This window comes from Phenylobacterium sp. (genome assembly GCF_004799515.1).
Lineage (GTDB): Bacteria > Pseudomonadota > Alphaproteobacteria > Caulobacterales > Caulobacteraceae > Phenylobacterium.
The window spans coordinates 24,654-48,458 of the sequence record NZ_SSMX01000008.1 but is presented as its reverse complement, the minus strand read 5'-3'; the positions used below and the strand labels follow the sequence as shown (position 1 = coordinate 48,458).

The window sequence follows — 23,805 nt, the reverse complement described above, 5'->3', positions numbered from 1 at the left end:
CGCCTTACATCGGGGACATGGGCATGGGAGGAGGCACCGTCGGCGTCGCGCCGGGCGGCTGCGGCGCGGGGTGTTCGGCGCCCTCGGCGAGGATGGTCCTGAACAGGTCCGGGGCGACGCTGCGGTAGTGGATGACCGCGGTCGTCCCGCGCGCCAGGGCCAGGGCGGCGTAGGCTGTCGTGTCCAAGGTCATCGGCGCTTGCCGCGCCTGCGCCACCCAGCGGTCGAAGCCCGCCTGATCGCTGGCCAGGACCTTGAAGTGCATGTCGGAGAAGCCGTCGCCGCTGAACTGGGCGGAGAGGCCGTCGTAGGTTCCGGGCTTGTCCGCCGCCAGGCTCAGGCGGGTCTGCATGCCGGCCATGGTGTAGATTTGGCCGCCCAGTTGCGGGATGAAGAAGGAGTTCATCACCGTGCCGGAAGTCAGCTGGAAGTTGACCGGCGTGCCAGACGGCAGGGCCAGCTCGTTGACGCTGGCGATCCCTAGTTCGGGGTAGATGAACAGCCACTTCCAATCGAGCGAGACCACTTGGACGGTGACCGGCCGACGGGCGGAACGGAGCGGCCGGTACGGATCAAGGTCGTGCGCGCCGGTCCAGGTCAGCGTGCCCAGGAACAGGATCACCAGGATGGGGATCACCCAGATGCTGAACTCGATCCGTCCGGAGTAGTCCCAGTTGGGACGGCGCACCGCCCTGGTGTTCGAGGCGCGAAACCACCAAGCGTAGATCAGGGTCAACGCCAGGACCGGCACGACCACGATGAGCATGGCCGCCGCCGTCTCATAGAGTAGCTGCACCTCCGCCGAGCCCACGGGCCCGCGCGGCGCCAGGACCCCCTCGCGGCAGCCGCCCAGAGCCAGGAGCGCGGCCGCGCCGCTGAGACGGAAGGGTACTCTAGGTGACATCCGCTTCGGCGAAGGCGGCCCGCTAGGGCTGCAGGCCTGCTGCGCGGTCGATGGAAAGGCCATAGCCGTCTCGTCTTTCGGCGCGGCGCGGGAAATCCGCGTCTCCGGCGCCCAGGGCGGGCGTCGGGGTGAATGTCGAAGCGAGGGTGGGCTCCGGGCTTGGCGGGTTGAATCCCCCGCTTGGGGGAGAGGGCCGCGGCGGCCGGAATGAGGGCGAACCCCCTATCCGGGGGATACCGGGGCCTTCGCGCGCGGCGCTAGGTTTTGCCCGCCTCCAAGCGCGGCGATCCGGATTCTCCGGGATGGCGCCGCCCTCTCCCGCAAGGTCCGCCATGAGCAAGCAAGTCGCCGAGATCATCGTCAACACCCTGGAGGCGGCCGGGGTGAAGCACTGCTACGGCATCGTCGGCGACACCTTGAACGTCATCGCCGGGCACATCGCCAAGAGCAGCATCCGCTGGATGCACATGCGCCACGAGGAAGCCGGCGCCTTTGCCGCGCAGGGCGAGGCGGGGCTCACCGGCGAGCTAACGGCGGTCGCCGGCACCTGCGGCCCGGGCAGCCTCCACTTCATCAACGGGCTGTACGAAGCCTCGCGAAATCGCGTGCCGGTCCTGCTGATCGCCACCCAGGTAGTCACCTCGGAGATCGGCTTCAACTTCATCCAGGAGGTCGACTTCAAGGCCGTCTATGACGACCTGAGCGTCTTCTGCGACGTCATCACCAGCCCCGAGCAAGCGCTCCGCAAGACGGTGCTGGCCTGCCAGACGGCGATCGCCAAACGTGGCGTCGCCGTCCTGATCGTGCCGGTGGACATCGCCATGGCGCATCCCAAGGATCAGACGCCGTTCAAGGTGCATTTCCCCAAGCCGGTGATCCGTCCCAGTGACGACGAGCTCGATCGGATGGCCGAAATCCTCAACGCCGGCGAGAAGATCGCGATCTACGGCGGCGCCGGCTGCCAGGCGGGGCGGGACCAGGTGCTGGCGATTGCGGATCTGCTGCAGGCGCCGATCGCTCACACCTCACGCGGCAAGGACTTCCTGGAGTGGGACAATCCCCACAACATCGGCATGACGGGCATGCTGGGCAACGAGGCCGGCTACCAGGCCGTGCTCGAGTGCGACACTCTTCTGCTCCTCGGCTGCGACTTCGCCTGGCGGCAATTCTACCCGGGGCGCGCCAGGATCGTGCAGGTGGACCTCGAGGCCACGCACCTGGGCATGCGCCATCCGGTGGAGCTGGGGGTCGTCGGCGACATCAAGGCGACCTTGGAAGCACTCAAACCCCGGCTGTCGCCCCGGGGGCCATCCGAATTCCATGACGCCGCGATCCGTCACCACACCAAGGCGATCGACGCCTGGGAAGCACACATCGCTCCGAGGCGCCACGACAGCATCCCAGGCAAGTATCTCGGGCAGCTGATCGGCAAGCATGCCGACGACGACGCCCTCTTCAGCGCCGATGACGGCACCCCGGCCGTCTGGATGCTGCGCCACATCCCGGCCAACGGAAAACGCCGCACCTTCGGGAGTCTCCTGCATGGCAGCATGGGCGGCGGCCTCGCCACAGGCCTTGGCCTGCAGGCGGCCGCGCCGGGGCGGCAGGTCGTCTGCCTCTGCGGCGACGGCGGACTGGCGATGGGCTTCGCCGACATCTTCACGACGATCCAGGAGGATCTGCCGGTGAAGATCGCGGTGTTCGACAACGGCAAGCTGGGCTTCGTCGAGATCGAGCAGAAGACTGAGGGGATGCTGAATACCTACACCGACCTGATCAACCCGGACTTCGGGGCGGTCGCCAAGGCCGCGGGGCTGTGGGGCGCTACTGTCGACAAGGCAGAAGATCTCGAGGCGGCCATCATCGCCTGGCTCGCCCATCCGGGGCCTGCGTTGCTCAATGTGAAGGTCAATCCGCAGGAGCTGGTGATGCCGCCTTTCGTCGCGGCCGAGCCAGCTGTCGGCATGGCGCTCTATATGACCAAGGCGGTCCTACACGGCCGCGGCCGCGATCTCGTCGATCTGGCAGAGCAGAACCTCCCCTAGGTGCCCACGCGGCTCTCGGGGTGTAACTTTGCCGCTGTCTTGGCGATCCGGCGACCCTGATAGCGCGCGCCGGCCAGTTCGTTCTCCGAAGGCTGCCGGGCGCCGTCGCCGCCGGCGATGGTTGTCGCCCCGTACGGGCTGCCCCCGGTGACCTCGTCCAGCGTCATCTGTCCGGCGTGACCATAGTCCATCCCGACCACGACCATGCCGAAGTGGAGTAGGTTGGTGATGATCGAGAAGAGGGTGGTCTCCTGGCCGCCATGTTGCGTCGCGGTCGAGGTGAAGGCGCCGCCGACCTTGCCGTGCAAGGCGCCTCGGGCCCAGAGGCCGCCAGCCTGATCCAGGAAGGCGGCCATCTGCGAGCCCATTCGTCCGAACCGCGTGCCGGTTCCGATGACGACGCCATCGTAGTCCGCCAGTTCATCGACCGTGGCGAGAGGCGCGGCCTGATCGAGTTTGTAACGTGCCGCCTGGGCGACCCGGGGCGACACGAGTTCGGGAACCCGCTTAACCATTGCCTCTCCGCCCGCCTCCCGGACGCCTTGGGCGACGGCCTCGGCCATCTGTTCGACATGCCCGTAGGCGGAATAGTACAGCACCAGAATCTTGGTCATCGGGATTGCGCTCCGGCAAAAATGAATGGGGGCGGCGATCGCCGGGTGAGGCGACCGCCGCCCCTGAGTTCGCAGGCTCCGGGCGGGGATGGGAGCCTTGCGTCTGGTCCAGGCTGGGGAGGCGCCGGACCACATCGTCATGAGATGCCGATCCAGGACCCGTGGCTTGTCTCTCACCGCTGTGCATTGTCTCAACGAAGTGTGAGGTCGATCGTCCGGACCGCGGCGATCAAGTTCGCTATCTTGATAGAGAGGGCGGACGCGGACTTGTCAGCGAGATTTCCATTGGAGCGGTCCATGACGGCATCGCGCAGATTCACACATCGATCCAAGACCCGGCGGCGCAATCCCGAGATGCTGGAGGTCGTCAGCCGTGTCGTGGCTTGGGCCGGTGACAGGCATCATGCACTTGCGTGGTATCGCGCGCAGCCGATCGCCGCTTTCGGTGGTCGCACGGCAGAATCTCTAGTGAGGGCCGGGGAAGCGAGGGCGCTTCTTGGATATCTCGATGGCCTCGGCGCGGGCGGCTTTGCGTGATGTCACACGACCGCTTCTGGCGCTTCCGGCTCGCTAAGGGTCGGGACATCAAATTCCAACCCGTCTGCGGCTCAGATCGATGGCTGGCGGTATGTGGACCTTGCCCAAGGCTCAAATCGCCCTAGGTTCAGGGAGCGTTGCGGCGGCATTCGCGATGAATTCGACGCCTGAATGACGCCGATAGATGGCGAAAGGGCGAAAAAAATTTCGTCGAAAATTCGCGAGTGAATTCAAGGGCCCTAGGAATCGTCGGCGGCTCACTCGGATAAAGCCGGATATTCGCAAAAATATTGCAAATTAATCAATGGTTTATGGGCGTATTTAACCATTGAGTGGGAATGATCCACGCGGGGGGATGATGAAGAATGGGCGTTGTCCAAAACGCCCGATCGGCTACTCCGCCTCTGAGACGAACGGCAGGCGCGTGGCTTGGCCCGACATTCCCTAGAGGTCGCTCATGCGCATGCGTTTCGTGCGGTACCTGACCTTCGTTCTGTGCGTGGCCACCCTGGCGGCGGGCATGGCCTTCTGGACCCGCGGGCCTTGGGCCTGGCGGCTGGCGGGCGTGGGCGGGGCGCTCAGCCTGCTGGGGATCCGCGACCTCATCCAGCGGGGCCATTCGATCCAGCGCAACTATCCGGTGATCGGCCATATCCGCTGGATCGCCGAACTCGTGCGGCCGGAGATCCGGCAGTATCTGATCGAGGCCGACGAGGACGCCGCCCCGTTCTCCCGCAGCCAGCGGTCGCTGGTCTATCAGCGCGCCAAGGGCGAGGCGGGCGAGCATCCGTTCGGCACCCTGCTGGACGTCTACCGCGACGGCTACGAGTTCATCGCCCATTCCATGCGCCCGGCGCTCGCGACCGACCCCGCGAGCTTTCGGATCACCATCGGCAACAGCCAGTGCGCGCAGCCCTATTCGGCCTCGGTGTTCAATATCTCGGCGATGAGCTTCGGCGCGCTCAGCGCCAACGCCATCCGAGTTCTGAACATCGGCGCGAAGGCCGGCGGCTTCTATCACGACACCGGCGAGGGCAGCATCAGCCCCTATCACCGCGAAGGCGGCGGCGACATCGTCTGGGAGGTGGCCAGCGGCTACTTCGGCTGCCGCACGGACGACGGCCACTTCGATCCCGGGAAGTTCGCCGCCCAGGCGCGCACCGATCAGGTGCGGATGATCGAGATCAAGCTCAGCCAGGGCGCCAAGCCCGGCCACGGCGGCGTGTTGCCGGCGGCCAAGGTCACCCACGAGATCGCCGAGACCCGCGGCGTACCGATGGGGCAGGACTGCATCTCGCCCTCGCGGCACTCGGCGTTTTCGACGCCCCGGGAGATGATGGGCTTCATCACTCAGCTGCGCGAGCTTTCCGGCGGCAAGCCGGTGGGCTTCAAGCTGTGCATCGGCCATCCCTGGGAGTTCATGGGCATCGTAAAGGCGATGCTGGAGACCGGCGTCAGGCCCGACTTCATCGTCGTGGACGGCGGCGAAGGCGGCACTGGCGCGGCCCCCACCGAGTTCAGCGACCACATCGGCGCGCCGATGCGCGAGGGCCTGCTGTTCGTCCACAACACCCTGGTGGGCGCCGGGGTCCGCAGGGACATCAAGGTCGGCGCGGCCGGCAAGGTGGTCAGCGCCTTCGATATCGCCAGCCTGCTGGCCATCGGCGCCGACTGGACCAACGCGGCGCGCGGTTTCATGTTCGCTCTGGGCTGCGTGCAATCGCTGAGCTGCAACACCAACCGCTGCCCGACCGGCGTGGCGACCCAGGATCCGTTGCGTCAGAAGGCGCTGGTGGCGCCGGACAAGTCGGTGCGGGTCGCCAACTTCCACCGCCAGACCCTGCGCGCCCTGGCCGACATGCTGGCGGCGGCCGGCTTAGAGCATCCCGACCAGCTCGACGCCCGCCACCTGGTGCGCCGGGTCAGCGCAACCGAGATCCGGCAGTTCGCCGACCTGCACCTGTTCCTCAAGCCGGACGAGCTGGTGACCGGGGCCTGTGAGGACGGCTTCTATCGCCAGCACTGGACCCGCGCCTCGGCGGACAGTTTCGATGGGACGTCCGCCACCGGCGGCTCTGTGTGACGGCACATTGGCAAGTCCGCGGAGCGTTGCGCTGAAGCTGGGTCGACATCGCCCGTGGCCACCCCCTAGGCTGCGCGCTTCGTTTCAGGGGATGTGGGCATGGACTACCGGCTGACGGCGACGGCGATCGCCCTGGTGTTGATGGCGGGGCAGGCCGGGGCGCAGACGCCCCCCGCGACGCCCAAGGCGGCCGACGCCAAGCCTGCGAAGTGGAACGTCAACGCCCCGCCCGGGATGACGACACGGGAAATCCGCATCGCGGTGGACAGCGGCACCTGGATGAACGTCGACGTCAGCCGCGACGGCAAGCTGATCGCCTTCGACCTCCTGGGCGACATCTACGTCATGCCGATCGCCGGCGGGACGCCGACGCGGATCGCCGAGGGCCTCGCCTATGACCAGCAGCCGCGGTTTTCACCGGACGGCAAGCGCATCGCCTTCGTCTCCGACCGCGGGGGCGGCGACAACATCTGGGTGATGAACGTCGACGGCAGCGACAAACGTCCGGTGACCAAGGAGGACTTCCGCCTCCTCAACCAGCCGAGCTGGAGCCCGGACGGCCGCTTCATCGTCGCCAAGAAGCACTTCACCACCGGCCGTTCCCTCGGCACCGGCGAGGTCTGGCTCTACCACGTCTCCGGCGGCGGCGGCGTGCCCCTGGTCAAGCGCGCCAGCGAGGTGCTGCAGAAGGAGCTGGGCGAGCCGATCTATGCCCCGGATGGCAAGTCCATCTTCTATACCCGCAACGTAACCCCCGGCCCGATCTTCGAATATGCCCAGGATTCCAACACCGACCTCTTCCACATCGAACGCTACGATCTGGAGACCGGCGAGGTGAGCACGGTCGCCTCCGGCGTCGGCGGCTCGGTGCGGCCGACGCCGTCGCCCGACGGCAAGAAGATCGCCTTCGTCCGGCGCGAGCGCGCCCGCTCCAAGCTCTATGTGAAGGACCTGGTCTCCGGCGAGGAGCGCAAGATCTACGACGACCTCGACCAAGACGTGCAGGAGACCTGGGCCGTCACCGGCGTCTATCCGAACATGGCCTGGACCCCAGACAGCGGCAGTGTGGTGTTCTGGGCCGGCGGCAAGATCCGCCGCGTGAACGTCGCCGACGCGACTTCCAGCGTGATCCCGTTCCATGTGGACGACACCCGCGTGGTGATCGACGCCACCCATCCGCAGATCGAGGTCGCGCCGGACAGGTTCACGACGAAGATGCCGCGCTGGGCCAGCGTCTCGCCGGACGGCAAGCAGGTGGTCTTCGAGACCCTGGGCAAGCTCTGGGTGAAGCCCGCCACTGGCGGTGCGGCGAAACGGCTGGTCAGCGGCGACGAAGCGGAGTTCGAGCTCTTCCCGTCCTGGTCGCGCGACGGCAAGCAGCTGGTCTTCGTCGGCTGGACCGACGCGGGCCTCGGCCACATCCGCACGGTCTCCGCCGCCGGCGGCGCGGCGAAGGACGTCATGGCCCAGCCCGGCCACTACGCCTTCCCGAAGTTCTCGCCCGACGGCAAGACCATCGTCTTCGAGCGCCGCCGGGCCGGGCCGCTCACCTCCAGCCGCTGGGCGCAGGACCCTGGGGTCTATCGGGTGGCGAGCGCCGGCGGGACGCCGGTGCGGATCGCTCGCGACGCCGCCGAGCCGCAGTTCGGCGCCTCGGACGACCGGGTGTTCATGCTGATGGAGGAGAAGGACAAACTGCAGTTGGTCAGCACCGACCTGAACGGCCAGGCCAAGCACGTCCACGCCACCGGCGAGATGGTCAACGACTTCGAGGTTTCGCCCGACGGGCAGAACGTCGCCTTCCGCCAGAACTATGAAGCCTTTGTCATGCCGCTCTTGCCAGGGACGCAGGACGTCTCGGTGGACGAGAAGGGCGGGCCGCTGCCGGTGACCCGGGTGAGCGGCGAGGGTGGCGACTTCATCAACTGGTCGCGGGGCGGCAAGCAGGTCCACTGGAGCCTGGGGCCGACCCTGTTCACCGCCGACACCGACGCCCTCTACGCCTCGGCGCCGCCGCCGGCGGAGGGCGCGCCGCTGACCGATGCGACGTTCAAGCCGCCGAAGGAAGGCCTGTCGCTCTCCATGGAGGTCGCCGCCGACAAGCCCACCGGCGTGGTGGCGCTGACCGGCGCGCGGATCGTCACCATGGCCCGCAAGGACGGCGGGATCATCGACGACGGCGTCATCGTCATCCGCGGCGACCGCATCGTCGCGGTGGGACCGCGCGCCCAGATATCGATCCCCGAGGGCGCCAAGGTCATCGATGTGGCCGGCAAGACCATCATCCCCGGCCTGGTCGACGCCCACGCCCACGGCCCGCAGGCGGAAGAGGACCTGATCCCGCAGCAGAACTGGTCGGCCATGGCCAACCTGGCGATGGGCACCACCACCATCCACGATCCTTCGGCGCGGGCGGCGGAGATCTTCGTCGCCTCCGAGTACCAGCGCGCGGGCAAGATCCTCAGCCCCCGGACCTTCTCCACCGGCGAGATCATCTATGGGGCCAAGGCGCCCGACGTGTACGCCGAGATCAACTCGTTCGACGATGCGCTCGCCCATGTCCGCCGCCTGAAGGCCGAGGGCGCCCACAGCGTCAAGAACTACAACCAACCCCGCCGCGAACAGCGCCAGATGGTGATCGCCGCCGCCCAGCAGGAAGGCCTGGAGGTGGTGCCGGAGGGCGGCTCGCTGTTCAACATGGACGTCACCCTGGTCCAGGACGGCGACTCCACCCTGGAGCACAATATCCCGGTGGAGCGGATGTACGACGACGTGGTCAGCTTCTGGAGCCAGACCAAGACCAACTACACGCCGACCCTGGTGGTCACCTATGGCGGCCCGGCGGGCGATCCCTATTGGCGCGCGCACATGGATGTCTGGAAGCATCCCCTGCTGTCCAAGCACGCCCCGCCGGCCCTGCTGGCCGCGCGCAACGCCCGGCGCGAGGCGGCGCCGGAGGAGGACTATGTCGACGCGGCCAGCGCCCGCGAAGCCAAGAAGCTGATGGACAAGGGCGTGCAGGTCTCCATCGGCGCTCACGGCCAACAGGCAGGCCTCGGGCCGCACTGGGAGATGTGGTCCTTCGTGCGCGGCGGCTGGAGCCCGATCGAGGCGCTGCGGGCTGGGACCATCATGCCGGCCACCTCCCTGGGCTACGCCAAGGACGTGGGCTCTTTGGAGGTGGGCAAACTCGCCGACCTCTTGGTGTTGGACGCCGACCCGACCGTCGACATCCGCAACACAGACAAGCTGCACGGCGTGATGCTGGGCGGGCGGCTGTACGACCCGGCGACCCTGAACGAGACGGTCACCGGCAAGCGCGTCCGCCAGCCCTACTGGTGGGAAGGCCAGGGCGGCGGCTATGCCGGCGGCGTCGCGGCGATGGCCAACGATGATGGGAACTAAGGCGTCATGTCGAACCCGCAGACACCCACCTTCGACCGTCGCCAACTGATCGCCGCCGGCGCCGGCGCAGCCGCCGTCGCCGGCCTGGCGGCTGGCGTCCGGGCCGAGGCGCAGACCGCCCAGCCGGTGAAGCTCTCAACCCCTTGCGTGGTCTCCACCTGGGACTTTGGCGTCGCGGCCAACGCCGCGGCCTGGGCGGTGCTGTCCAAGGGCGGGGCGGCGCTGGACGCGGTGGAGGCCGGCGCGCGGGTGCCCGAGGCGGACCTGAAGAACCATAGCGTCGGCCGCGCCGGCTATCCTGACCGCGACGGCCACGTCAGCCTGGACGCCAGCATCATGGACCAGAAAGGCGACTGCGGGGCGGTCGCGGGCCTGGAGCACATCGCCCACCCGATCTCGGTGGCGCGCCGGGTGATGGAGAGGACGCCCCACGTCCTGCTGGTCGGCGGCGGCGCGCTGCAATTCGCCCTGGAGCAGGGTTTCCCGCGCGAGGAGCTGCTGACGCCGGAGTCCCGCAAGGCCTGGCAGGCGTGGCTCAAGGAGAAGCACTACAAGCCCGTCGCCAACAGCGAGGTGCGCACCTACGGCCAGGACCTCGGGACGCCCGGCGGCAAGGACAATCACGACACGCTCGGCATGCTGGCGCTGGATCGGCGGTCCGATCTCTCCGGCGCCTGCACCACCAGCGGCATGGCCTGGAAGATGCGCGGCCGCGTCGGCGACAGCCCGATCATCGGCGCCGGCCTCTATGTGGACAATGAGGTGGGCGCGGCCACCTCCACCGGCGTGGGCGAGGAGGTGATCCGCAATGTCGGCAGCTTCCTGGTGGTGGAGCTGATGCGCCAGGGCCGCTCGCCGCGCGACGCCTGCCGCGAGGCGGTACAGCGCATCCTGCGCCGCAACGTGACCCGCGATCCCGACTTCCAAGTGGGCTTCCTGGCCGTCAACAAGGCCGGCGAGGTGGGCGCCTGGGCCGTGCAGAAGGGGTTCAGCTACGCCTGCTGCGACGCCCAATCCCAGACCCGCATCCTGCAGAGCGAAAGCTTCTCGTGAGCCGGCCTCGTCTCGAGATCTGCCTCGACACCCCGGCCGGCCTGGCCGCCGCGGTGGCCGGCGGCGCCGACCGCATCGAACTCTGCGCGGCCCTGGACAGCGAGGGCCTGACCCCCGCGCCGGGTCTGATGGCCCAGGCCGGCGCCAGCGGCTGCGAGACCTTCGCCCTGATCCGCTCGCGGGCCGGCGACTTCGTGTTCGACGCCCGCGACCTCGACGCCATGCGCCGCGACGTCGACGCGGCCCGGGCGGCGGGGCTGGCCGGCGTGGTGCTGGGGGCGAGCCGTCCCGACGGCCGGCTGGACGAGCGGACGCTGGGCGACCTGATCGCCCATGCCAAAGGCCTTGGCCTGGGCGTGTCGCTCCACCGGGCGTTCGACGTGACCCCGGACAAGGCCGAGGCGCTGGAGACGGCGATCGGCCTGGGGTTCCAACGGGTCCTGACCTCGGGCGGCCGGCCCGGCGCGCCGGAAGGCGCCGAGCTGATCGCCGAGCTCATCCAAAGGGCGGGCGAGCGCATCGTGGTCATGCCGGGCGCGGGGCTGGAGCCGGGCAACATCGCCGACTTCGTCCGCCGCACCGGCGCGAAGGAAGTCCACGCCGCCTGCCGCGCTCCATTGCCGGCCCCGCGCGGCGGTCTCGACGCCGAGCTGGGCTTCGTCACGCCCGGCCTGCAGGACACCAGCCAGGCCGTCGTCGAGGCGATGCGGCAGGCGCTGGAAGGCCTCGGCTGACGGGCCACGCCTGCGCGGCGACCGCTCGCCGCCTCAGCTTCCCCAGCCGGTCCCGCCGAAGATACGCACGGCGGTGAAGATCGCCCAGCGCCGCCAGGCCGGTACGTGCAGGGCGGCCATGGCGTCGTCCAGCACATGGTCGGCTTCTTCGCGGCTATAGGGCTTGTCGCGCGACAGGCAGCGCCGAGTCGGCTTGGCGGGCGGCCACTGGCCCGTGCCCTTGGTCTTGTAGAGCATGTCGTGGAACAGGGCGGCCTCCAGCCAGGGGCCGTCCGGCGGAAACCAGCTCCAGAAGGTCGGCGGGATCGAGGCGAGGTCCGTCGGCATGCCGGACGGCGCGCCTACGATGTCGCCCGAGGGCGTACGGAAGGCGACGGAATCCCGCAGGCCCTCCAGCTGGCGGCCGTTCTGCAGCACCGGCCGATTGCCCGCGTCGAACAGGGGGACCAGCTCGACCTTGCCGGCGAAGGGCGATTTGGCCGGGAACGTTTCGGGCAGGCACGGCGAGCGCTTCTCAGCTTCGCCGGGCGTCTTGTGGGCGTCGATGGCCGGAGCCAGCGGCAAGGCGACCGACGTAGCGGCGGCGGCCGGCGTGCCCGCGCCCACGGCGACGGTCAGCCACACGGCGGCGGCTCTCAACGGTGTCATGCGAACCCCCCGGTTGCACCTATTGGTGGCGTTTCGCGGAATAGATAGGGCGCGGACTCCGGTTGTCGAGGGGCGCCGATGGGCCCGCCGGGCCGAAGGACGGACGCGCGCGATCGGTCATCCGTCGTATGGATTTGAGCCGCGATCGTACCGATGGCCGATGGCGCCCGCCGTGTCGCGGACGATCTACCGAGCATGGCAAGCACACGACAGATGAACCCGGGCGCCGGCGAGGCTCCGCCGCCGCCCGAGACGGCGGATGAGTGCGCGGACGCGCCTTGCGGGCAGGGCTCATACCGGCGAGGCGGCCCGCAGGTCTATGTGGTCGAGGACGACGCGCCGCTGAGGCGTTCGCTGGAGCGGCTGCTGCGCTCCGAAGGCCTTGACGTCCGCAGCTACGCCAGCGGCGCGGAATTCTTCGAGGAAGCGGCCGACCTGCCGCCCGGCTGCGTGCTCACCGACCTCAACATGCCGGGGATGGATGGGCTGGAGCTCATCCGGCGGGTGACGGGTTGGCGCTTGCCCTTCGCCGCCATCCTCATCACCGGGCACGGCGCGGTGGCGACCGCGGTGGAGGCGATGAAGGCCGGCGCCCGCGACTTCATCGAAAAGCCGGTGCAGCCCGAGACCCTGCTGAAGGCTGTGCGCAGCGCCCTCGCCGCCGGGCTGGCGCGCAGCCGGGACGACCGCCCGGCGCATCGCCACGCCCTTGAAAGCCTGACCCCGCGCGAGCGCCAGGTGCTGCGCGGCGTGCTGAACGGCCTGACCAACAAGGCGATGGCCCGTGACCTGGGAATCAGCCCCCGCACCGTGGAGATCTACCGCGCCGGGGTCATGGCGAAGATGGGCGCCGCCACCTTGTCGGACCTCGTGCGCCTCACGTTCCAGGCCGGCCTCTATGAGGCGGCGTTGCGCGAGGCGGCGGACCGGCTTCCGACGGACGGACGCCCCCAACGGTTGCAATGACGGCCTGCGGCGGCGGGCCCGTCGGACGGAGCTAGTCCGCAAGCGAAAGGCAGCGGTCCAGGATGTAGCCGGCCAGGTCCGAGCGGCCCTCCAGCTCGGCCTTGGCGTAGACCGCCTGGGCCTGCTGGCGGACGGTGCGCTCGCTCGCGCCTCTGACGCGGGCGATCTCGCTCATCGGCAGGCCCTTGATCAGAAGCCACGCCACGTCGCGCTCCGCCGGCGAGAGCCCCCATCCTTCGAACTCGCGGTTGATCGCCAGCACGTGCGCCGATTGCGTCCCTGTCTGCCCGGCGGCGGGCGCGAGGGCTGCGATGCCGGCGAGGCCCTCGCGCACCGCGCGTTCGCGGCGCTTCCGGCGGACGCGCCGCCACCCGAACAGGACCGCCAGCGCGCTGGCCAGGCCCAGGCCGACCGCCGCCAGGGTCCAGACCAGCGCCGGACGGGCGATGCCGCCGGGTGCGGCGAGGCGGGCGCCGTTCTGCCGCGCAAGATCGCGCTGCTGTTCGTCCATCAGGTAGGCGTGGAAGGCGTCGCCGGTCAGGAACTCGTCCGTCCAACCGCGGTCGCGCAGGCCCTGTCGCCAGACGCCGCTGGCGACCATTTTCGACATCGCCGCCGATAGACGCTTGGCCTCCGACGCCGGGATGCCGGGCGGCGCGAAGACGCCCCACCAAGGATGGCCGGTAAGGTCGAGCCCCGCCGACCTCAGGGTCGGGACGCCACGAAAGGCGTCGCCCGGGGCGGCTATCGCCAGGATCCTGATCTCGCCGGCGGCGGCATGGGGCGCGAACACGCTCTGTGCGGCGATCCCGACCATGTCCGGAGGGCCGCCGGCCAGGGTGATGGCGACGTCGCTCGCCCCGGCCATGCCCTGGTAGGAGATCAGCCGGGGATCGGCGCCGCCGGCCGCCGAGATGCGGCGCGCCAGCCATTCCTCGGGCCCTCCGACCGCGCCGCCGACCCAGGCGATGCCGTTCGGCCGATCGTGGATGGCGCGGACCAGCTCCGCCGGGCTGCCGATCGGCGACCTGGACGGGACGGCGATCGCCTCATAGTCGCCGGCGAGTCGGGCGATGGGCGTCGTGTCGAGCAAGGTGACCGACGACCGGTTGGCCACGGCGGCGCCCATCATCGGCGAGCCGCCGACGAGCAGATACCCTGGATCGCCGCGCGCCGACTCGATGAGCTGCGCCAGGCCGATCAGGCCGCCGGCGCCCGGCCGGTAGACGATCGTCACCTGCCGCGCCAGGCCCTCGGCCTCCAGGGCCTGTTTCATCACCGCCGCGGTCTGGTCCCAGGCGCCGCCCGGCTGAGCCGGCACGAAGATGACGATCTGGTCGCGGGGCTGGCCTGGCTCGTGGGCCTGCGCGTCGACCGGCCAGTAAAAGGCCGTCCCGATCAGAGTGAGGAGGGCGGCGGTCATCTGCCAGAAGCCGCGCCGCCGAAACGAAATCAACGCAACCTCCAGATCCTTCAGCCCCGAAGGCGGGGCCTAGGGTTACGACTAACAATGTTCTACGACTGCTTGGCGTTTCACGCGACCCCGTGCGTTACGCCTGTGTTGCCGCTGTCTTTCGCGACTGTCTGACCTGGCGCTGATTCCTGGTCCGGCGTCATGCCTGTGCCGCCGGCTCCGCCGCCCAAAGACGAGTCCTTTCAGGAGGTCCGGGACCTGCTCCGCGAGATCGCCGCCCGCGAGAATCCCCGCCGCCCGTTGTTCGCGACCGGCTCGCGTTCAGACCAGGCCTTGGATCGCCGCCTCAGTCGCCCCCTTCTTCCTTGATCTGGCCGCGGGCGCCGTCGACGGGCTTGCCCTCCTTCTCGGCCTGGCGCGCACCGCCCAGGATGCCGCTCATGGCGTAGTTGCCCTCGTGGCAGGCGTATTCGTAGATGCGGTCCTTGGTGAAGTTCAGCGCTTCCTCGCCCTTCACCGGCGCGGAGAAGGCGGCGGGGTCGACCACCTCGAACTGGTAGAGGATCTGCTGCGGTGAAACGCGGGTGAAGCGCTCGACCACCTTCATATTGTCCTCCGGCCCCCGCAGGCCCTGTTCGCGGCGCAGATTGGTGGTCTCGACCACCAGGGTGCCGCCCTCCCAGCGGCCGATGGAGTCGCCCATCCAGGTGCGCACGCTCGGCGGCGGATGCGCGCCGCCGATGCGGATGATCCGCGCGTCGTGGACCATTTCCACCAGCACCACCACGGCGTCCTTGGTCTGCTGGATCTGATAGTGGTTGTTGTAGAGCACCGGCATCATCGGCGGGCCGGAGGTGCCGCCGAAGCCCACGATGCAGCGCTCGCCAAGCGCACGGTTCTCCGGATTGTCGAAGTTGCCGCCCAGCTGGGCGCGGGCGCGCCCGGCTGCGCCGGCGGGGCTGGCCGGCAGGCGGCCGTTGGCCGGCGCGGTCAGGATCGAGGTGCGGGCCTCGCCGCCGATGCGGATCAGCCGCGTGCCGGGATCGGTCCAGAAGGCGTTGTAGCCGCAGGCCGCCCCTTGCGCGCCGCTCTGGCATTCCGGCAGCTTGTCCGGGTCCTTGATCGTGGTGTCGGTGTCGGCGCGCAGCCGCGCGTTGCGGCTATCGCTGGCGCCCTCGATCGCCTTGGCCTCGTCCGGGGTGAGGATCAGCCGCTCGCCATACTTCGGGTCGCGCTCCAGGCGCGTGATGGTGGCGTTGCTCCAGACGCCGGCGAGGTCGGGCTGGCCGAAGGCGTTGCGCGGCGCCTTGTAGCCCTTGGCCACCGCTGCGGGATCGGTCTGCGCGGCGGCGGCGCCCGCTACAGCGGACACCATGGCGCTCGCCGCCAGAATGAGGGTGAGAAACCGGCTGCCCATTCGAATGCTCCCGAAGCCGCCGCTCTGATGGCGGCGTGCGCGGAGCAGGGGAGGCCGCCTGGCCGCCGCCGTCAAGCCCGTAGGCGCCGGCGCCTACCGGGCCCGTGCGGCGGTTGCGCGGCGGCGGGGGCGCGGCATACTCCTCCGCGGGGTCGGCCGTGGCGGCCGGATCTGGGACAGGACCATGGTTGGGCGGCTTCGCCGATCGCTGGGGACGCTGCGCCACTTCGCGGCGACGGGCGCGCCGCCACGGATGGCGTTCGCGCAGCTCGTGGCCTGCCTGAAGGACTGCGTGGCCTTCGAGACGGCGCAGCTTGTGCTGTTCGACGAGGCCTATCGGGTGACCGACATCCTCGCCACGCGGGCCCCGCCGCGCAAAGCCGCGGCGCGGTTCGTCGAGCGATGGCTCAACCGCGACGAGCGGCGGTTCTATCCGACGCACTATGAGCTGCAGGTTGGCCGCGACCATCCCGTGTTCCGGGTCAGCGACTTCACGCCGGGGTTTCAGGATACGGAGCTCTACGACGAGGTTCTGAAGTCGATCTCGCATTGCTGGATCCTGGGCGTCTCGCTGAAGGACGGCGCGCGGCCGATCGGCAACCTCGCCCTGGGGCGGCCGTTCGATGCACCGGACTTCACCGAAGCCGACATGGCCGCCATGCGCCTGGCCAGGCCGTTCATCATCCAGGCCGTGAGCCGTACGGCGGCGCTTGACGAGGGCTGGGACGGCGTCGCCGACCGCACCGCCGTCGTGGTGGCGGATGGCGAGGGGCGGATTCATCGGGCCTCGCGCTACGCCGGCTATCTGTTGCGCGGCGCCACCGACACGCCCCTGGCCGACGCGGTCAAGGCTGACGACCGCGGCTGGGCCCAGACCACGCTCCGGCGCCTCGCCGATCAACTGCGCGCGCGTCCAGAATCGGGGCGGACAGGCCCAGCGGTGCTGGAGACGGTCACCCCGCAAGGCCGCTTCATCCTGCGCGCCTACGCCCTGGATGACGCGTCGGATGAGTCCTGGTTCGTGGCGCAGGTGGAGCGGCAGGTCCCCCTGGCGGTCAAGCTCTTCGGCTCGCCACTGTTCCGGGATCTGTCGGCGCGCGAACAGACGGTGTGCCGCCTCGTGGTCACCGGACGGTCGCAGACCGGGATCGCCGACGATCTGGACATCGCGCCCAGCACCGTCGTGACCCACGTGCGAAACCTCTACGACCGGGTGGGCGTGCGCAGCCGCCAGGAACTCGCCAGCGCGATGCTCGCGCCCGGCCTCTGAGCCCGGACGGTTTCTCCCCCGCCGCAGGGATGTTCCAGCGCCGCCGGATGGGCTGAGGTCCGCCTGCGGCGTAGGCGTCGCGTGCTTGGAGCATAGTCGCCCATGAAGGTTTCCCTCGCGCTGGCGATCGCATCGGGGAGCGCGGCCTTGAGTTTCGCGGTCTTGCTGACGGCGGGCGCGGTCGTCGGCAACAACCGTGTCGCGAGCCTCGAGCTGCCGGCCTTCGAGGCCGCCGCCCATTCTTCTCCGGCCTTGGGCCGGAGGGGCCGGACGCTGCCGCGGCCCGCAGTCGCGGCGAACGGCCGCGGCGCTTCGCCCAGGATTTTCGCGCGATGCGGACCGCTCTAGGCGTGGCCTTGGCGGCTCTCTGACAGCGCCGCGGGCAGGTCGGCGACGGTGTCGATCACCAGGTCGGCGCCAGCCCCCGCCAGCCGGGCCGCGGCCTCGGCCACGAGGGTGGCGCGGTGCTCCGGCTGGAGCGCTTCGAAGGCGGCCAGCGACAGGCCGACCGCATTGCCGGACGCGACGACGCCCACGGTGAAGCAGCCGGCGGCGCGGCCCTCCTGGATCCCCGCCTCGGCGTCGTCCACCTTGACCACCCGGGCGAAGGGCCAGACGCCCAGATCGGCGCAGGCCCGGTAGATCATCAGCGGCGAGGGACGTCCCGCCGGGGTCTCGCCGGCGCAGACCAGATGGTCGGGCTGATAGCCCTGAGCCGCGGCGCGGGCCAGAACCGGGGCCATCATCTCGCGCGTGTAGCCGGTGGAGGAGGCGACCTTCAGCCCCGCCGCGCGCAGGGCGGCCACTGCGTCCGCCGCGCCGGGGATCAGCTCGGCGGCCTCGGCGGCAGCGTCGCGCATCAGGGGGCCCAGTTCCTCCATCATCGTCTCGGCGTCGGCCTCGCCGGGCGCTGAGCCCTGGGCCGCGGTCCAGGCGGCGATCACCTCCGGGCGAGCCAGGATGGCGCGGACGTGGTCGCCCTTGCCCTTGCCCATGTCGGCGCGGATCACCGCTTCGCCGAGGGTCACGTCCCGTCGGGCGAAGACCTCGGCCATGGCGGCCACCGGGGCGCGGCAGCCAAAGTCGACCATGGTGCCGGCCCAATCGAAGATCACCAGATCAAAGGCCGAAAGTCCGCCGCTCATGTCCGTCCCGTCTCCTCAGAAAAGCTCGGCGACCACCTCTTCGCCGACCGCGAAGCCGGTGGAGGCGCCCGCCCCGGTGGTGACCACCGCCAGGCGCACGCCCGGCAGGGGCGCGTCGATCAGTACGTCGCGGTCGGCGGCGTAGGCGTAGGTTCCGGTCCAGCGCTCGGCCACCGGCGGCGCGGGCCGGCCGAAGACGGCCTCGAACTCGCTGAGGATCAGGCGGTCTACCGCCTCACGGCTGAACGGGTCGGGCGTCGGCGCATAGTGGTGGCTGTCGCCGACCACCAGGCTGCCGTCGGCGCTCTGCACCACGATCAGGTGGACGCCATGCTCGAGGTGCTCGGCCTGTTCGGCCGCAAGGCGCTCGCGCAGGGGCGCAGCTTCGGGCAGGTCGGCATAGCCGGAGTAGCGGGCCAGGCCCAGGTCGGACATCACCCCCACCGACAGCCAGAAGCCCGGGTCGGCCAGCCGCAGCATCTGCAGCTTGCAGCGGGTGATGTCGTGGGCCGCGACCCGCTCGGGGAACAGGCTGAAGAGATCGTCGCCAGGGCAGACGGCGATGGCCTCGGCGGCCACCTCGCCCCGGGTGGTGAGGACCCGGCCGCTCTCGATGCCGAGGGCGGCCAGGCCGCGCCGGAAGACGACGCCGTGGCGCGCGGCCAGCCAGGCCGCCAGCTTGGGGATCGCCTCGAGGGATTCCACGCGAAGCTCGTGGCTGCTGTAGAGCGCCGCCTGCAAACCTGGCGTGGCGAGTTCCGGGTGGGCGCGGGCCACATCGCCAGGCGAGAGCAGGCGGCAACCCTCGGCCATCTCGGTCGCCAGGAAGGCCTCCAGCACGGCCACGGCCTCTGGCCGCCGGGCGGTCATCAAGAGGCCGCGGTGCAGGATCGGCAGCTCGGCCTCGGCCGCCACCTCCGCCCAGACCTCACGGGTGCGCCGGGCGCGCCGCCACATGTCGCCGCGCGCCTGCCCGGTGACGGTAATGAAGCCGAAGTTGCGCACGGAGGCGCCGTTGGCCTGGGCGTCGCGGTCGATGACCGCCACCCGCTTGCCGCGGCGGGCCGCCGCCAGAGCGCAGGCCAAGCCTAGGATTCCGGCGCCCACCACGGCGAGATCGAAACGTTCGGCGGCCATGGGGGCTTTCAGCGGGTCTCCGGCGGTCGGGATGGATAACCTGATGCATCAGACCACGGCCAGATGACAGTTGGGCGCCGCCGGCGGCTAAAGTGGAGCTTAATCCGTCACCCAACCGACATACGGCTCGGTTACTGCTTGGGGATGTCCGTGGCTGAGCGCCTTGACGCAAACGACGGCGCGACGGCGGGCGGGCTGCGCGGCCTGCTGGCCCGCGCCGGGCCATGGGTGTTCAGCGCCGCAGCCGGACTGGCCGGCTTCTGCGCCTATTTCTCGATGTACGCCTTTCGCAAGCCGTTCACGGCCGCGACCTTCGACGCGGTTCCGGGCTGGAGCTTCGTCCTCGACTACAAGATCGCCCTGGTGATCGCCCAGGCCGCCGGCTACGCGCTCTCCAAGCTGATGGGCGTCAAGGTCGTCTCGGAGGTGAGCCCTGGCCAGCGCGGCCTGGCGATCCTGCTGCTGATCGGCGCGTCCTGGCTGGCGCTGGTCGCCTTCGCCCTGATCCCGGCGCCCTGGAACGTCGCGGCCCTGTTCCTGAACGGCCTGCCGCTCGGCATGATCTGGGGGTTGGTGTTCGGCTACATGGAGGGCCGGCGCACGTCGGAGGTGCTGGGCGCCATCCTCTGCGCCAGCTTCATCCTGTCATCCGGGGTCGTGAAGTCGGTGGGGACCTGGCTGATGGGCTCCGTTCACGTCAGCCCATTTTGGATGCCGGCGGCGACGGGAGCGGTGTTCGTTCCCCTGCTCTTGGTCTCGGTTTGGGTGCTGACCCAGCTGCCGCCGCCCGACGCGGCGGACGAGGCCGAGCGGGTGCGCCGCGCGCCGATGACCGCGGCCGAACGCGGGGCCTTCCTGGCGAGCTATGCGCCGGGGCTGATCCTTCTGGTCGCGGCCTATGTGCTGCTGACCGCCTTCCGCGACTTCCGCGACAACTTCGCCGCCGAGATTTGGAAGGCCCTCGGCTATGGCGGCGAGGCGGGCGTGTTCACCGCCAGCGAGCTGCCGGTGGCGGTGATCGCGCTGGGGGCGCTGGCCATGGTGATGGCGGTTCGCGACAACGCCCGCGCCCTGATGGTGATCCACGCCATTGTCTTCGCGGGCTTCGTCCTGCTGGGGGCGGCGACGCTGGCCTTCCAGGCGCATCTGATCTCGCCGCTGGCCTGGATGATCCTGGGCGGCGCCGGCCTCTACGTGGCCTATGTGCCGTTCAACGCCATGCTGTTCGACCGGCTGATCGCCTTCAGCGGCCAGGTGGCGACGGCGGGCTTCCTGATCTATGTCGCCGACGCCTCGGGCTACCTGGGCAGCGTCGCCCTGCTGCTCTGGCGCAACTTCGGCGGGGTGAGCCTGGACTGGCTGCAGTTCTTCACCCTGGGCGCCTACGCCGCCAGCGTGGCGGGCGCGGTGCTGACGGCGCTCGCGGCGGTCTACTTCTGGCGGCGGGCCGCGGCGCGCCCCTGAGCTATCGTTCCTGCTTTGTTCTTGACTCACGCGAATCGCGGCGCTTGGCTGTGGTTGGGCCGGGCAGGAGCAGGAGGGAAGATCATGGCGTCACATCGGTTCGGCGCGCCGGCGCCCGGGATCTCGCCGGGCGACAAGCTGTTCTTCGCGGCGCTTCCGAGCGCGGCGGCGCGGTACGGCGCCTGGGCCTGGGCCAACCTCCTGCAGGGCGAGCTGGGGCGGCCGGCCTACCGCGTCCCGGCGCGCTGCCTGCACGTGACCCTGGCGGGGCTGGGTGCGGGTTACGCCATGAGCCCGGCGCGGCTGGCGCGGGCGCAGGCCGCCGCGGGGCGGGTCTCGGCCGCAGCCTTCCTGGCGGCCTTCAACCGCATCGAGAGTTGGCGGGGCGACCCGCGGCCCCGCGTGCTGACCGGCGAGGACGGCGTCATCGGCCTTTGCCGGTTGCAGGAAAGGCTCTGCATGGCCTTGGCCGCCGCCGGCTTCGAACCGCGATGGGCGGCGAACTTCACCCCGCACATGACGCTGATGCGCGACCGCAAAGAGACGCCTATCCGCTTCATCGCGCCGATCCTCTGGCGGGTCGAATCCTTCGCCCTGGTGCAGAGCCATGTGGGCGAGGGGCGCTACACGGTCCTCGGAGAGTGGCCGCTGAGGGGCGACCCGAGCGGATCGCTCACCAAGCTGTGCCGTGTTCCCCGGCAAGCACCGTGCTAGCGTCGCCGCACCGCCCGATAGCGGCGGGGGAAACTACAGGAGCGGGGCATGATCCTGGGACTGTCGGTGGGGGCGTACACGACGCTCCATGTGATCATCAGCATTGTCGCCATCCTTTCCGGTCTGGTGGTGTTGCTCGCCATGGACGGCAACCGCAGGCTGGACGCGCTGACGGCGCTGTTCCTCATCACCACGGTGCTGACCAGCGCGGGCGGCTTTCTCTTCCATTCCAAGATGATCGGGCCGCCACACATCGTCGGGATCATCTCCCTGGCCGATCTGGCGGTGGCGCTCTGGGCGCTCTACCTGGGCCGGCTCGCGGGCGTCTGGCGGCCGGTCTATGTGATCACCGCCACCATCGCCCTCTACCTGAATGTCTTCGTGCTGGTCGTTCAGGCGTTCGGCAAGGTCCCGGCCTTGCACGCCCTGGCGCCGAACGGCAACGAGCCGCCGTTCGCGGCGGCGCAGGGGCTCACCCTGGTGGTGTTCGTGATCCTGGGATACCTGGCGGTGCGGCGGTACCGCCCGGCTTCCTAGGCGACGGACACGGATGACGACGACGATCTACGGCATCAAGGCCTGCGACACGATGCAGAAGGCCCGCGCCTGGCTGGACGGCCGCGGCGTGGCCTACGCCTTCCACGACTACAAGGCGCAAGGGATCGACCGGGCGCGGCTGGAGGGCTGGGCGAAGGCGGTGGGCTGGGAGACCCTGCTCAACCGCAACGGCACGACCTTCCGCAAGCTGCCCGAGGCTGACAAGACGGACCTCATCGAGGCCAAGGCCATCGGCCTGATGTTGGCTCAGCCCTCGATGATCAAGCGACCGGTCCTGGAGGCTGACGACGGCCTCCTGGTCGGGTTCAAGCCGGATGCCTACGCGGCGCGGTTCGGCTAGTTGCGCGGCGACCGGAGCGCGGCTAGGTTTTCGGCCGCAAGCGGAGGCCTGAGCGCCGTGGTTACAATCCGTCGTTTGAGGAAGTAGGCCGGCCGGGCGCATCCCCCGGCGCCGCCTGCTGACCGCCCCTCCGCGCCCTCCTACCGAGATGTTGGGCGCGATGCGGGGCATGCTCATTAACACGGATTTCCCATGCCCAAGCCGCAAGATCCGCGCACGCCTTGGCGCGCCAGCGCCTCGGGGCGCCAACATGGGCGCCAACCCACGCCCTATGCCGAGCTGAACGCCGTCCTCGCCCACCTGCTGGAAGGCGTCCAGCGCCTGCTCGGCGACAACTTTGTCGGCGCCTATCTGCAAGGCTCCTTCGCGGTCGGCGACTTCAGCGCGTTCAGCGACTGCGACTTCATCGTCGTCACCGCCCGCGACCTGACGCCGGAGGAACTGCCGCCCTTCCAGGCCCTGCACGCCGCGATCCACGAGCTGCCCTACGCCTATTGGCGCACGGGACTGGAAGGCTCCTATGTTCCGGCGCCCATCCTGCGCCGCGGGTCCACGGAGCCGCGCGATCCGCCGGGCGAGCCGCGCGGACCGGACTGGGCCGATCCGGGCCGGAGCGGCGCGCCGCCAAAGGCCTATCCCTTCTGGTACCTCGACCACGGGGCCAAGACCCTGGTCCGCTCAGAGCACGACAACACCGAGGTCGTGCGCTGGTGCCTGCGCGAGAAGGGCGTGACCCTGGCCGGGCCGCCGCCCAAGGCCCTGATCGATCCCGTGCCGCCTGCCGCGCTGCGGGGCGAGATCCGCCAGACCATGGACCTGGTCCTGCAGTTGGACCTGGAGCCCATGGCCATGATCGCGTGGCAGGCCTTCTGGGTCGGGCTGTTCTGCCGGATGCTGCACACGCTTTCGACCGGCGCGGTCTGGTCGAAGAAGGCGGGCTTCGCCTGGGCGCTGACGGCGCTCGATCGGCAGTGGCGGGGCCTGATCGAGCGGGCGGCGGCGGTGCGCAAGGGCGATGCGGCTCAGTCCGCCCAGCCTACCGATCCGGCCGAGGCCGCGGCGACCCGCGCCTTCGCCGCCTATGCCGTGCACCACGCCGATCAAGTGCTGCGCGCCCGCGAGGTGTTGGAGCGCAAGCTGGCGCTGAGCCGGGGCGGGCCGGGCGGTCTCCACCCGAACCGGCCGGGCGGTCCGCCGGCGCCTGGCGGCCGGCCCGGCGGCGGCCAGTTCACCCCGCGGCCGGTGCGACCGGGCGGGCGGCGAGGCCGTGGCTGACGCGCAGGGAAGGGCGTAGGCTCCCGCCGCCGCATCCGATCGCGGAATCGGCGGCGACTACGGGGTGAAAGGACGGACTGGA

At 70.0% G+C, this 23,805-nt stretch carries 20 protein-coding genes; 13 read left to right on the top strand and 7 right to left on the bottom strand.

Translation table 11 applies throughout. The annotated features are described in order from the left end of the window. Positions 1-4: 4 nt before the first annotated feature. Positions 5-904: a ubiquinol oxidase subunit II gene (gene cyoA / locus E8A49_RS04035; protein ID WP_293376634.1), complete on the bottom strand. Its 900-nt coding sequence runs from the start codon at positions 902-904 to the stop codon at positions 5-7. Between the two features lie 332 nt (positions 905-1,236). Here cyoA and E8A49_RS04030 point away from each other — a divergent pair, with 332 nt between their 5' ends. Next, positions 1,237-2,949 carry a thiamine pyrophosphate-dependent enzyme gene (locus tag E8A49_RS04030; RefSeq protein ID WP_293376632.1) on the top strand — a complete coding sequence of 571 codons (1,713 nt, stop codon included), beginning with the start codon at positions 1,237-1,239 and terminating at the stop codon, positions 2,947-2,949. Here E8A49_RS04030 and wrbA read toward each other — a convergent pair. After that, the gene (wrbA, locus tag E8A49_RS04025; protein WP_293376630.1) at positions 2,946-3,563 is read right to left on the bottom strand and encodes an NAD(P)H:quinone oxidoreductase; all 618 of its coding nucleotides are present in this window, start codon (positions 3,561-3,563) and stop codon (positions 2,946-2,948) included. The genes E8A49_RS04030 and wrbA overlap by 4 nt on opposite strands. 994 nt (positions 3,564-4,557) lie before the next feature. Between wrbA and E8A49_RS04020 the strand changes: the two genes are divergently transcribed. The 4 genes from E8A49_RS04020 to E8A49_RS04005 all read left to right on the top strand — a co-directional run bounded on the left by E8A49_RS04020 (position 4,558) and on the right by E8A49_RS04005 (position 11,375). After that, entirely contained in the window at positions 4,558-6,183 is a 1,626-nt protein-coding gene (locus E8A49_RS04020) for an FMN-binding glutamate synthase family protein (RefSeq protein WP_293376628.1), read from the top strand. A gap of 99 nt (positions 6,184-6,282) precedes the next feature. Continuing rightward, positions 6,283-9,588, top strand: a complete 3,306-nt coding sequence (locus E8A49_RS04015; protein WP_293376626.1) for an amidohydrolase family protein — start codon at positions 6,283-6,285, stop codon at positions 9,586-9,588. Positions 9,589-9,594: 6 nt separating this feature from the next. Next, a complete protein-coding gene (locus E8A49_RS04010; protein WP_293376624.1) occupies positions 9,595-10,641 on the top strand; it encodes a N(4)-(beta-N-acetylglucosaminyl)-L-asparaginase in 1,047 nt (348 codons plus the stop codon). Next, positions 10,638-11,375: a copper homeostasis protein CutC gene (locus E8A49_RS04005; RefSeq protein WP_293376622.1), complete on the top strand. Its 738-nt coding sequence runs from the start codon at positions 10,638-10,640 to the stop codon at positions 11,373-11,375. The genes E8A49_RS04010 and E8A49_RS04005 overlap by 4 nt, the downstream gene beginning before the upstream one ends. 33 nt (positions 11,376-11,408) lie before the next feature. Here the strand turns inward: E8A49_RS04005 and E8A49_RS04000 are convergent, their stop codons facing one another. Continuing rightward, a complete protein-coding gene (locus tag E8A49_RS04000) occupies positions 11,409-12,023 on the bottom strand; it encodes a DUF1353 domain-containing protein (protein WP_293376620.1) in 615 nt (204 codons plus the stop codon). A gap of 195 nt (positions 12,024-12,218) precedes the next feature. Between E8A49_RS04000 and E8A49_RS03995 the strand changes: the two genes are divergently transcribed. Beyond that, entirely contained in the window at positions 12,219-12,989 is a 771-nt protein-coding gene (locus tag E8A49_RS03995) for a response regulator (RefSeq protein WP_293376618.1), read from the top strand. 31 nt (positions 12,990-13,020) lie between these two features. Here E8A49_RS03995 and E8A49_RS03990 read toward each other — a convergent pair whose 3' ends face one another. Continuing rightward, positions 13,021-14,412: a tripartite tricarboxylate transporter substrate-binding protein gene (locus E8A49_RS03990; protein WP_293376616.1), complete on the bottom strand. Its 1,392-nt coding sequence runs from the start codon at positions 14,410-14,412 to the stop codon at positions 13,021-13,023. Between the two features lie 337 nt (positions 14,413-14,749). Further along, a complete protein-coding gene (locus tag E8A49_RS03985; protein ID WP_293376614.1) occupies positions 14,750-15,820 on the bottom strand; it encodes a hypothetical protein in 1,071 nt (356 codons plus the stop codon). 184 nt (positions 15,821-16,004) lie between these two features. Between E8A49_RS03985 and E8A49_RS03980 the strand changes: the two genes are divergently transcribed. Together E8A49_RS03980 and E8A49_RS03975 are read left to right on the top strand one after the other, a co-directional pair. Beyond that, positions 16,005-17,090: a LuxR family transcriptional regulator gene (locus tag E8A49_RS03980; RefSeq protein WP_293376612.1), complete on the top strand. Its 1,086-nt coding sequence runs from the start codon at positions 16,005-16,007 to the stop codon at positions 17,088-17,090. A gap of 102 nt (positions 17,091-17,192) precedes the next feature. Then, complete coding sequence (locus E8A49_RS03975; protein ID WP_293376610.1) at positions 17,193-17,438, top strand: hypothetical protein; 246 nt, start codon at positions 17,193-17,195, stop codon at positions 17,436-17,438. On the opposite strand, the gene phnX is transcribed toward E8A49_RS03975, so the two are convergent. After that, a complete protein-coding gene (gene phnX / locus E8A49_RS03970) occupies positions 17,435-18,235 on the bottom strand; it encodes a phosphonoacetaldehyde hydrolase (RefSeq protein WP_293376608.1) in 801 nt (266 codons plus the stop codon). The genes E8A49_RS03975 and phnX overlap by 4 nt on opposite strands. 15 nt (positions 18,236-18,250) lie before the next feature. Further along, complete coding sequence (locus E8A49_RS03965; protein ID WP_293376606.1) at positions 18,251-19,372, bottom strand: TIGR03364 family FAD-dependent oxidoreductase; 1,122 nt, start codon at positions 19,370-19,372, stop codon at positions 18,251-18,253. 150 nt (positions 19,373-19,522) lie between these two features. Between E8A49_RS03965 and E8A49_RS03960 the strand changes: the two genes are divergently transcribed. The 5 genes from E8A49_RS03960 (at position 19,523) to E8A49_RS03940 (ending at position 23,723) form a co-directional block, all read left to right on the top strand. Continuing rightward, a complete protein-coding gene (locus tag E8A49_RS03960) occupies positions 19,523-20,836 on the top strand; it encodes a DUF5690 family protein (RefSeq protein WP_293376605.1) in 1,314 nt (437 codons plus the stop codon). A gap of 84 nt (positions 20,837-20,920) precedes the next feature. After that, positions 20,921-21,550 carry a 2'-5' RNA ligase family protein gene (locus E8A49_RS03955; RefSeq protein ID WP_293376603.1) on the top strand — a complete coding sequence of 210 codons (630 nt, stop codon included), beginning with the start codon at positions 20,921-20,923 and terminating at the stop codon, positions 21,548-21,550. Between the two features lie 48 nt (positions 21,551-21,598). Continuing rightward, positions 21,599-22,087 (top strand): hypothetical protein, encoded by a 489-nt coding sequence (locus E8A49_RS03950; RefSeq protein WP_293376601.1) that lies wholly within the window; start codon positions 21,599-21,601, stop codon positions 22,085-22,087. Positions 22,088-22,100: 13 nt separating this feature from the next. Continuing rightward, entirely contained in the window at positions 22,101-22,448 is a 348-nt protein-coding gene (locus E8A49_RS03945; protein ID WP_293376599.1) for an ArsC family reductase, read from the top strand. A gap of 192 nt (positions 22,449-22,640) precedes the next feature. Further along, complete coding sequence (locus tag E8A49_RS03940) at positions 22,641-23,723, top strand: nucleotidyltransferase domain-containing protein (RefSeq protein WP_293376597.1); 1,083 nt, start codon at positions 22,641-22,643, stop codon at positions 23,721-23,723. Positions 23,724-23,805: the final 82 nt, after the last annotated feature.

Bases quoted from the DNA above. Each gene is read 5' to 3' on its own strand.
- cyoA (WP_293376634.1), bottom strand. From the start codon at position 904: ATGTCACCTAGAGTACCCTTCCGTCTCAGCGGCGCGGCCGCGCTCCTG.
- E8A49_RS04030 (WP_293376632.1), top strand. From the start codon at position 1,237: ATGAGCAAGCAAGTCGCCGAGATCATCGTCAACACCCTGGAGGCGGCC.
- wrbA (WP_293376630.1), bottom strand. From the start codon at position 3,563: ATGACCAAGATTCTGGTGCTGTACTATTCCGCCTACGGGCATGTCGAA.
- E8A49_RS04020 (WP_293376628.1), top strand. From the start codon at position 4,558: ATGCGCATGCGTTTCGTGCGGTACCTGACCTTCGTTCTGTGCGTGGCC.
- E8A49_RS04015 (WP_293376626.1), top strand. From the start codon at position 6,283: ATGGACTACCGGCTGACGGCGACGGCGATCGCCCTGGTGTTGATGGCG.
- E8A49_RS04010 (WP_293376624.1), top strand. From the start codon at position 9,595: ATGTCGAACCCGCAGACACCCACCTTCGACCGTCGCCAACTGATCGCC.
- E8A49_RS04000 (WP_293376620.1), bottom strand. From the start codon at position 12,023: ATGACACCGTTGAGAGCCGCCGCCGTGTGGCTGACCGTCGCCGTGGGC.
- E8A49_RS03995 (WP_293376618.1), top strand. From the start codon at position 12,219: ATGGCAAGCACACGACAGATGAACCCGGGCGCCGGCGAGGCTCCGCCG.
- E8A49_RS03990 (WP_293376616.1), bottom strand. From the start codon at position 14,412: ATGACCGCCGCCCTCCTCACTCTGATCGGGACGGCCTTTTACTGGCCG.
- E8A49_RS03985 (WP_293376614.1), bottom strand. From the start codon at position 15,820: ATGGGCAGCCGGTTTCTCACCCTCATTCTGGCGGCGAGCGCCATGGTG.
- E8A49_RS03980 (WP_293376612.1), top strand. From the start codon at position 16,005: ATGGTTGGGCGGCTTCGCCGATCGCTGGGGACGCTGCGCCACTTCGCG.
- E8A49_RS03975 (WP_293376610.1), top strand. From the start codon at position 17,193: ATGAAGGTTTCCCTCGCGCTGGCGATCGCATCGGGGAGCGCGGCCTTG.
- phnX (WP_293376608.1), bottom strand. From the start codon at position 18,235: ATGAGCGGCGGACTTTCGGCCTTTGATCTGGTGATCTTCGATTGGGCC.
- E8A49_RS03965 (WP_293376606.1), bottom strand. From the start codon at position 19,372: ATGGCCGCCGAACGTTTCGATCTCGCCGTGGTGGGCGCCGGAATCCTA.
- E8A49_RS03955 (WP_293376603.1), top strand. From the start codon at position 20,921: ATGGCGTCACATCGGTTCGGCGCGCCGGCGCCCGGGATCTCGCCGGGC.
- E8A49_RS03950 (WP_293376601.1), top strand. From the start codon at position 21,599: ATGATCCTGGGACTGTCGGTGGGGGCGTACACGACGCTCCATGTGATC.
- E8A49_RS03945 (WP_293376599.1), top strand. From the start codon at position 22,101: ATGACGACGACGATCTACGGCATCAAGGCCTGCGACACGATGCAGAAG.
- E8A49_RS03940 (WP_293376597.1), top strand. From the start codon at position 22,641: ATGCCCAAGCCGCAAGATCCGCGCACGCCTTGGCGCGCCAGCGCCTCG.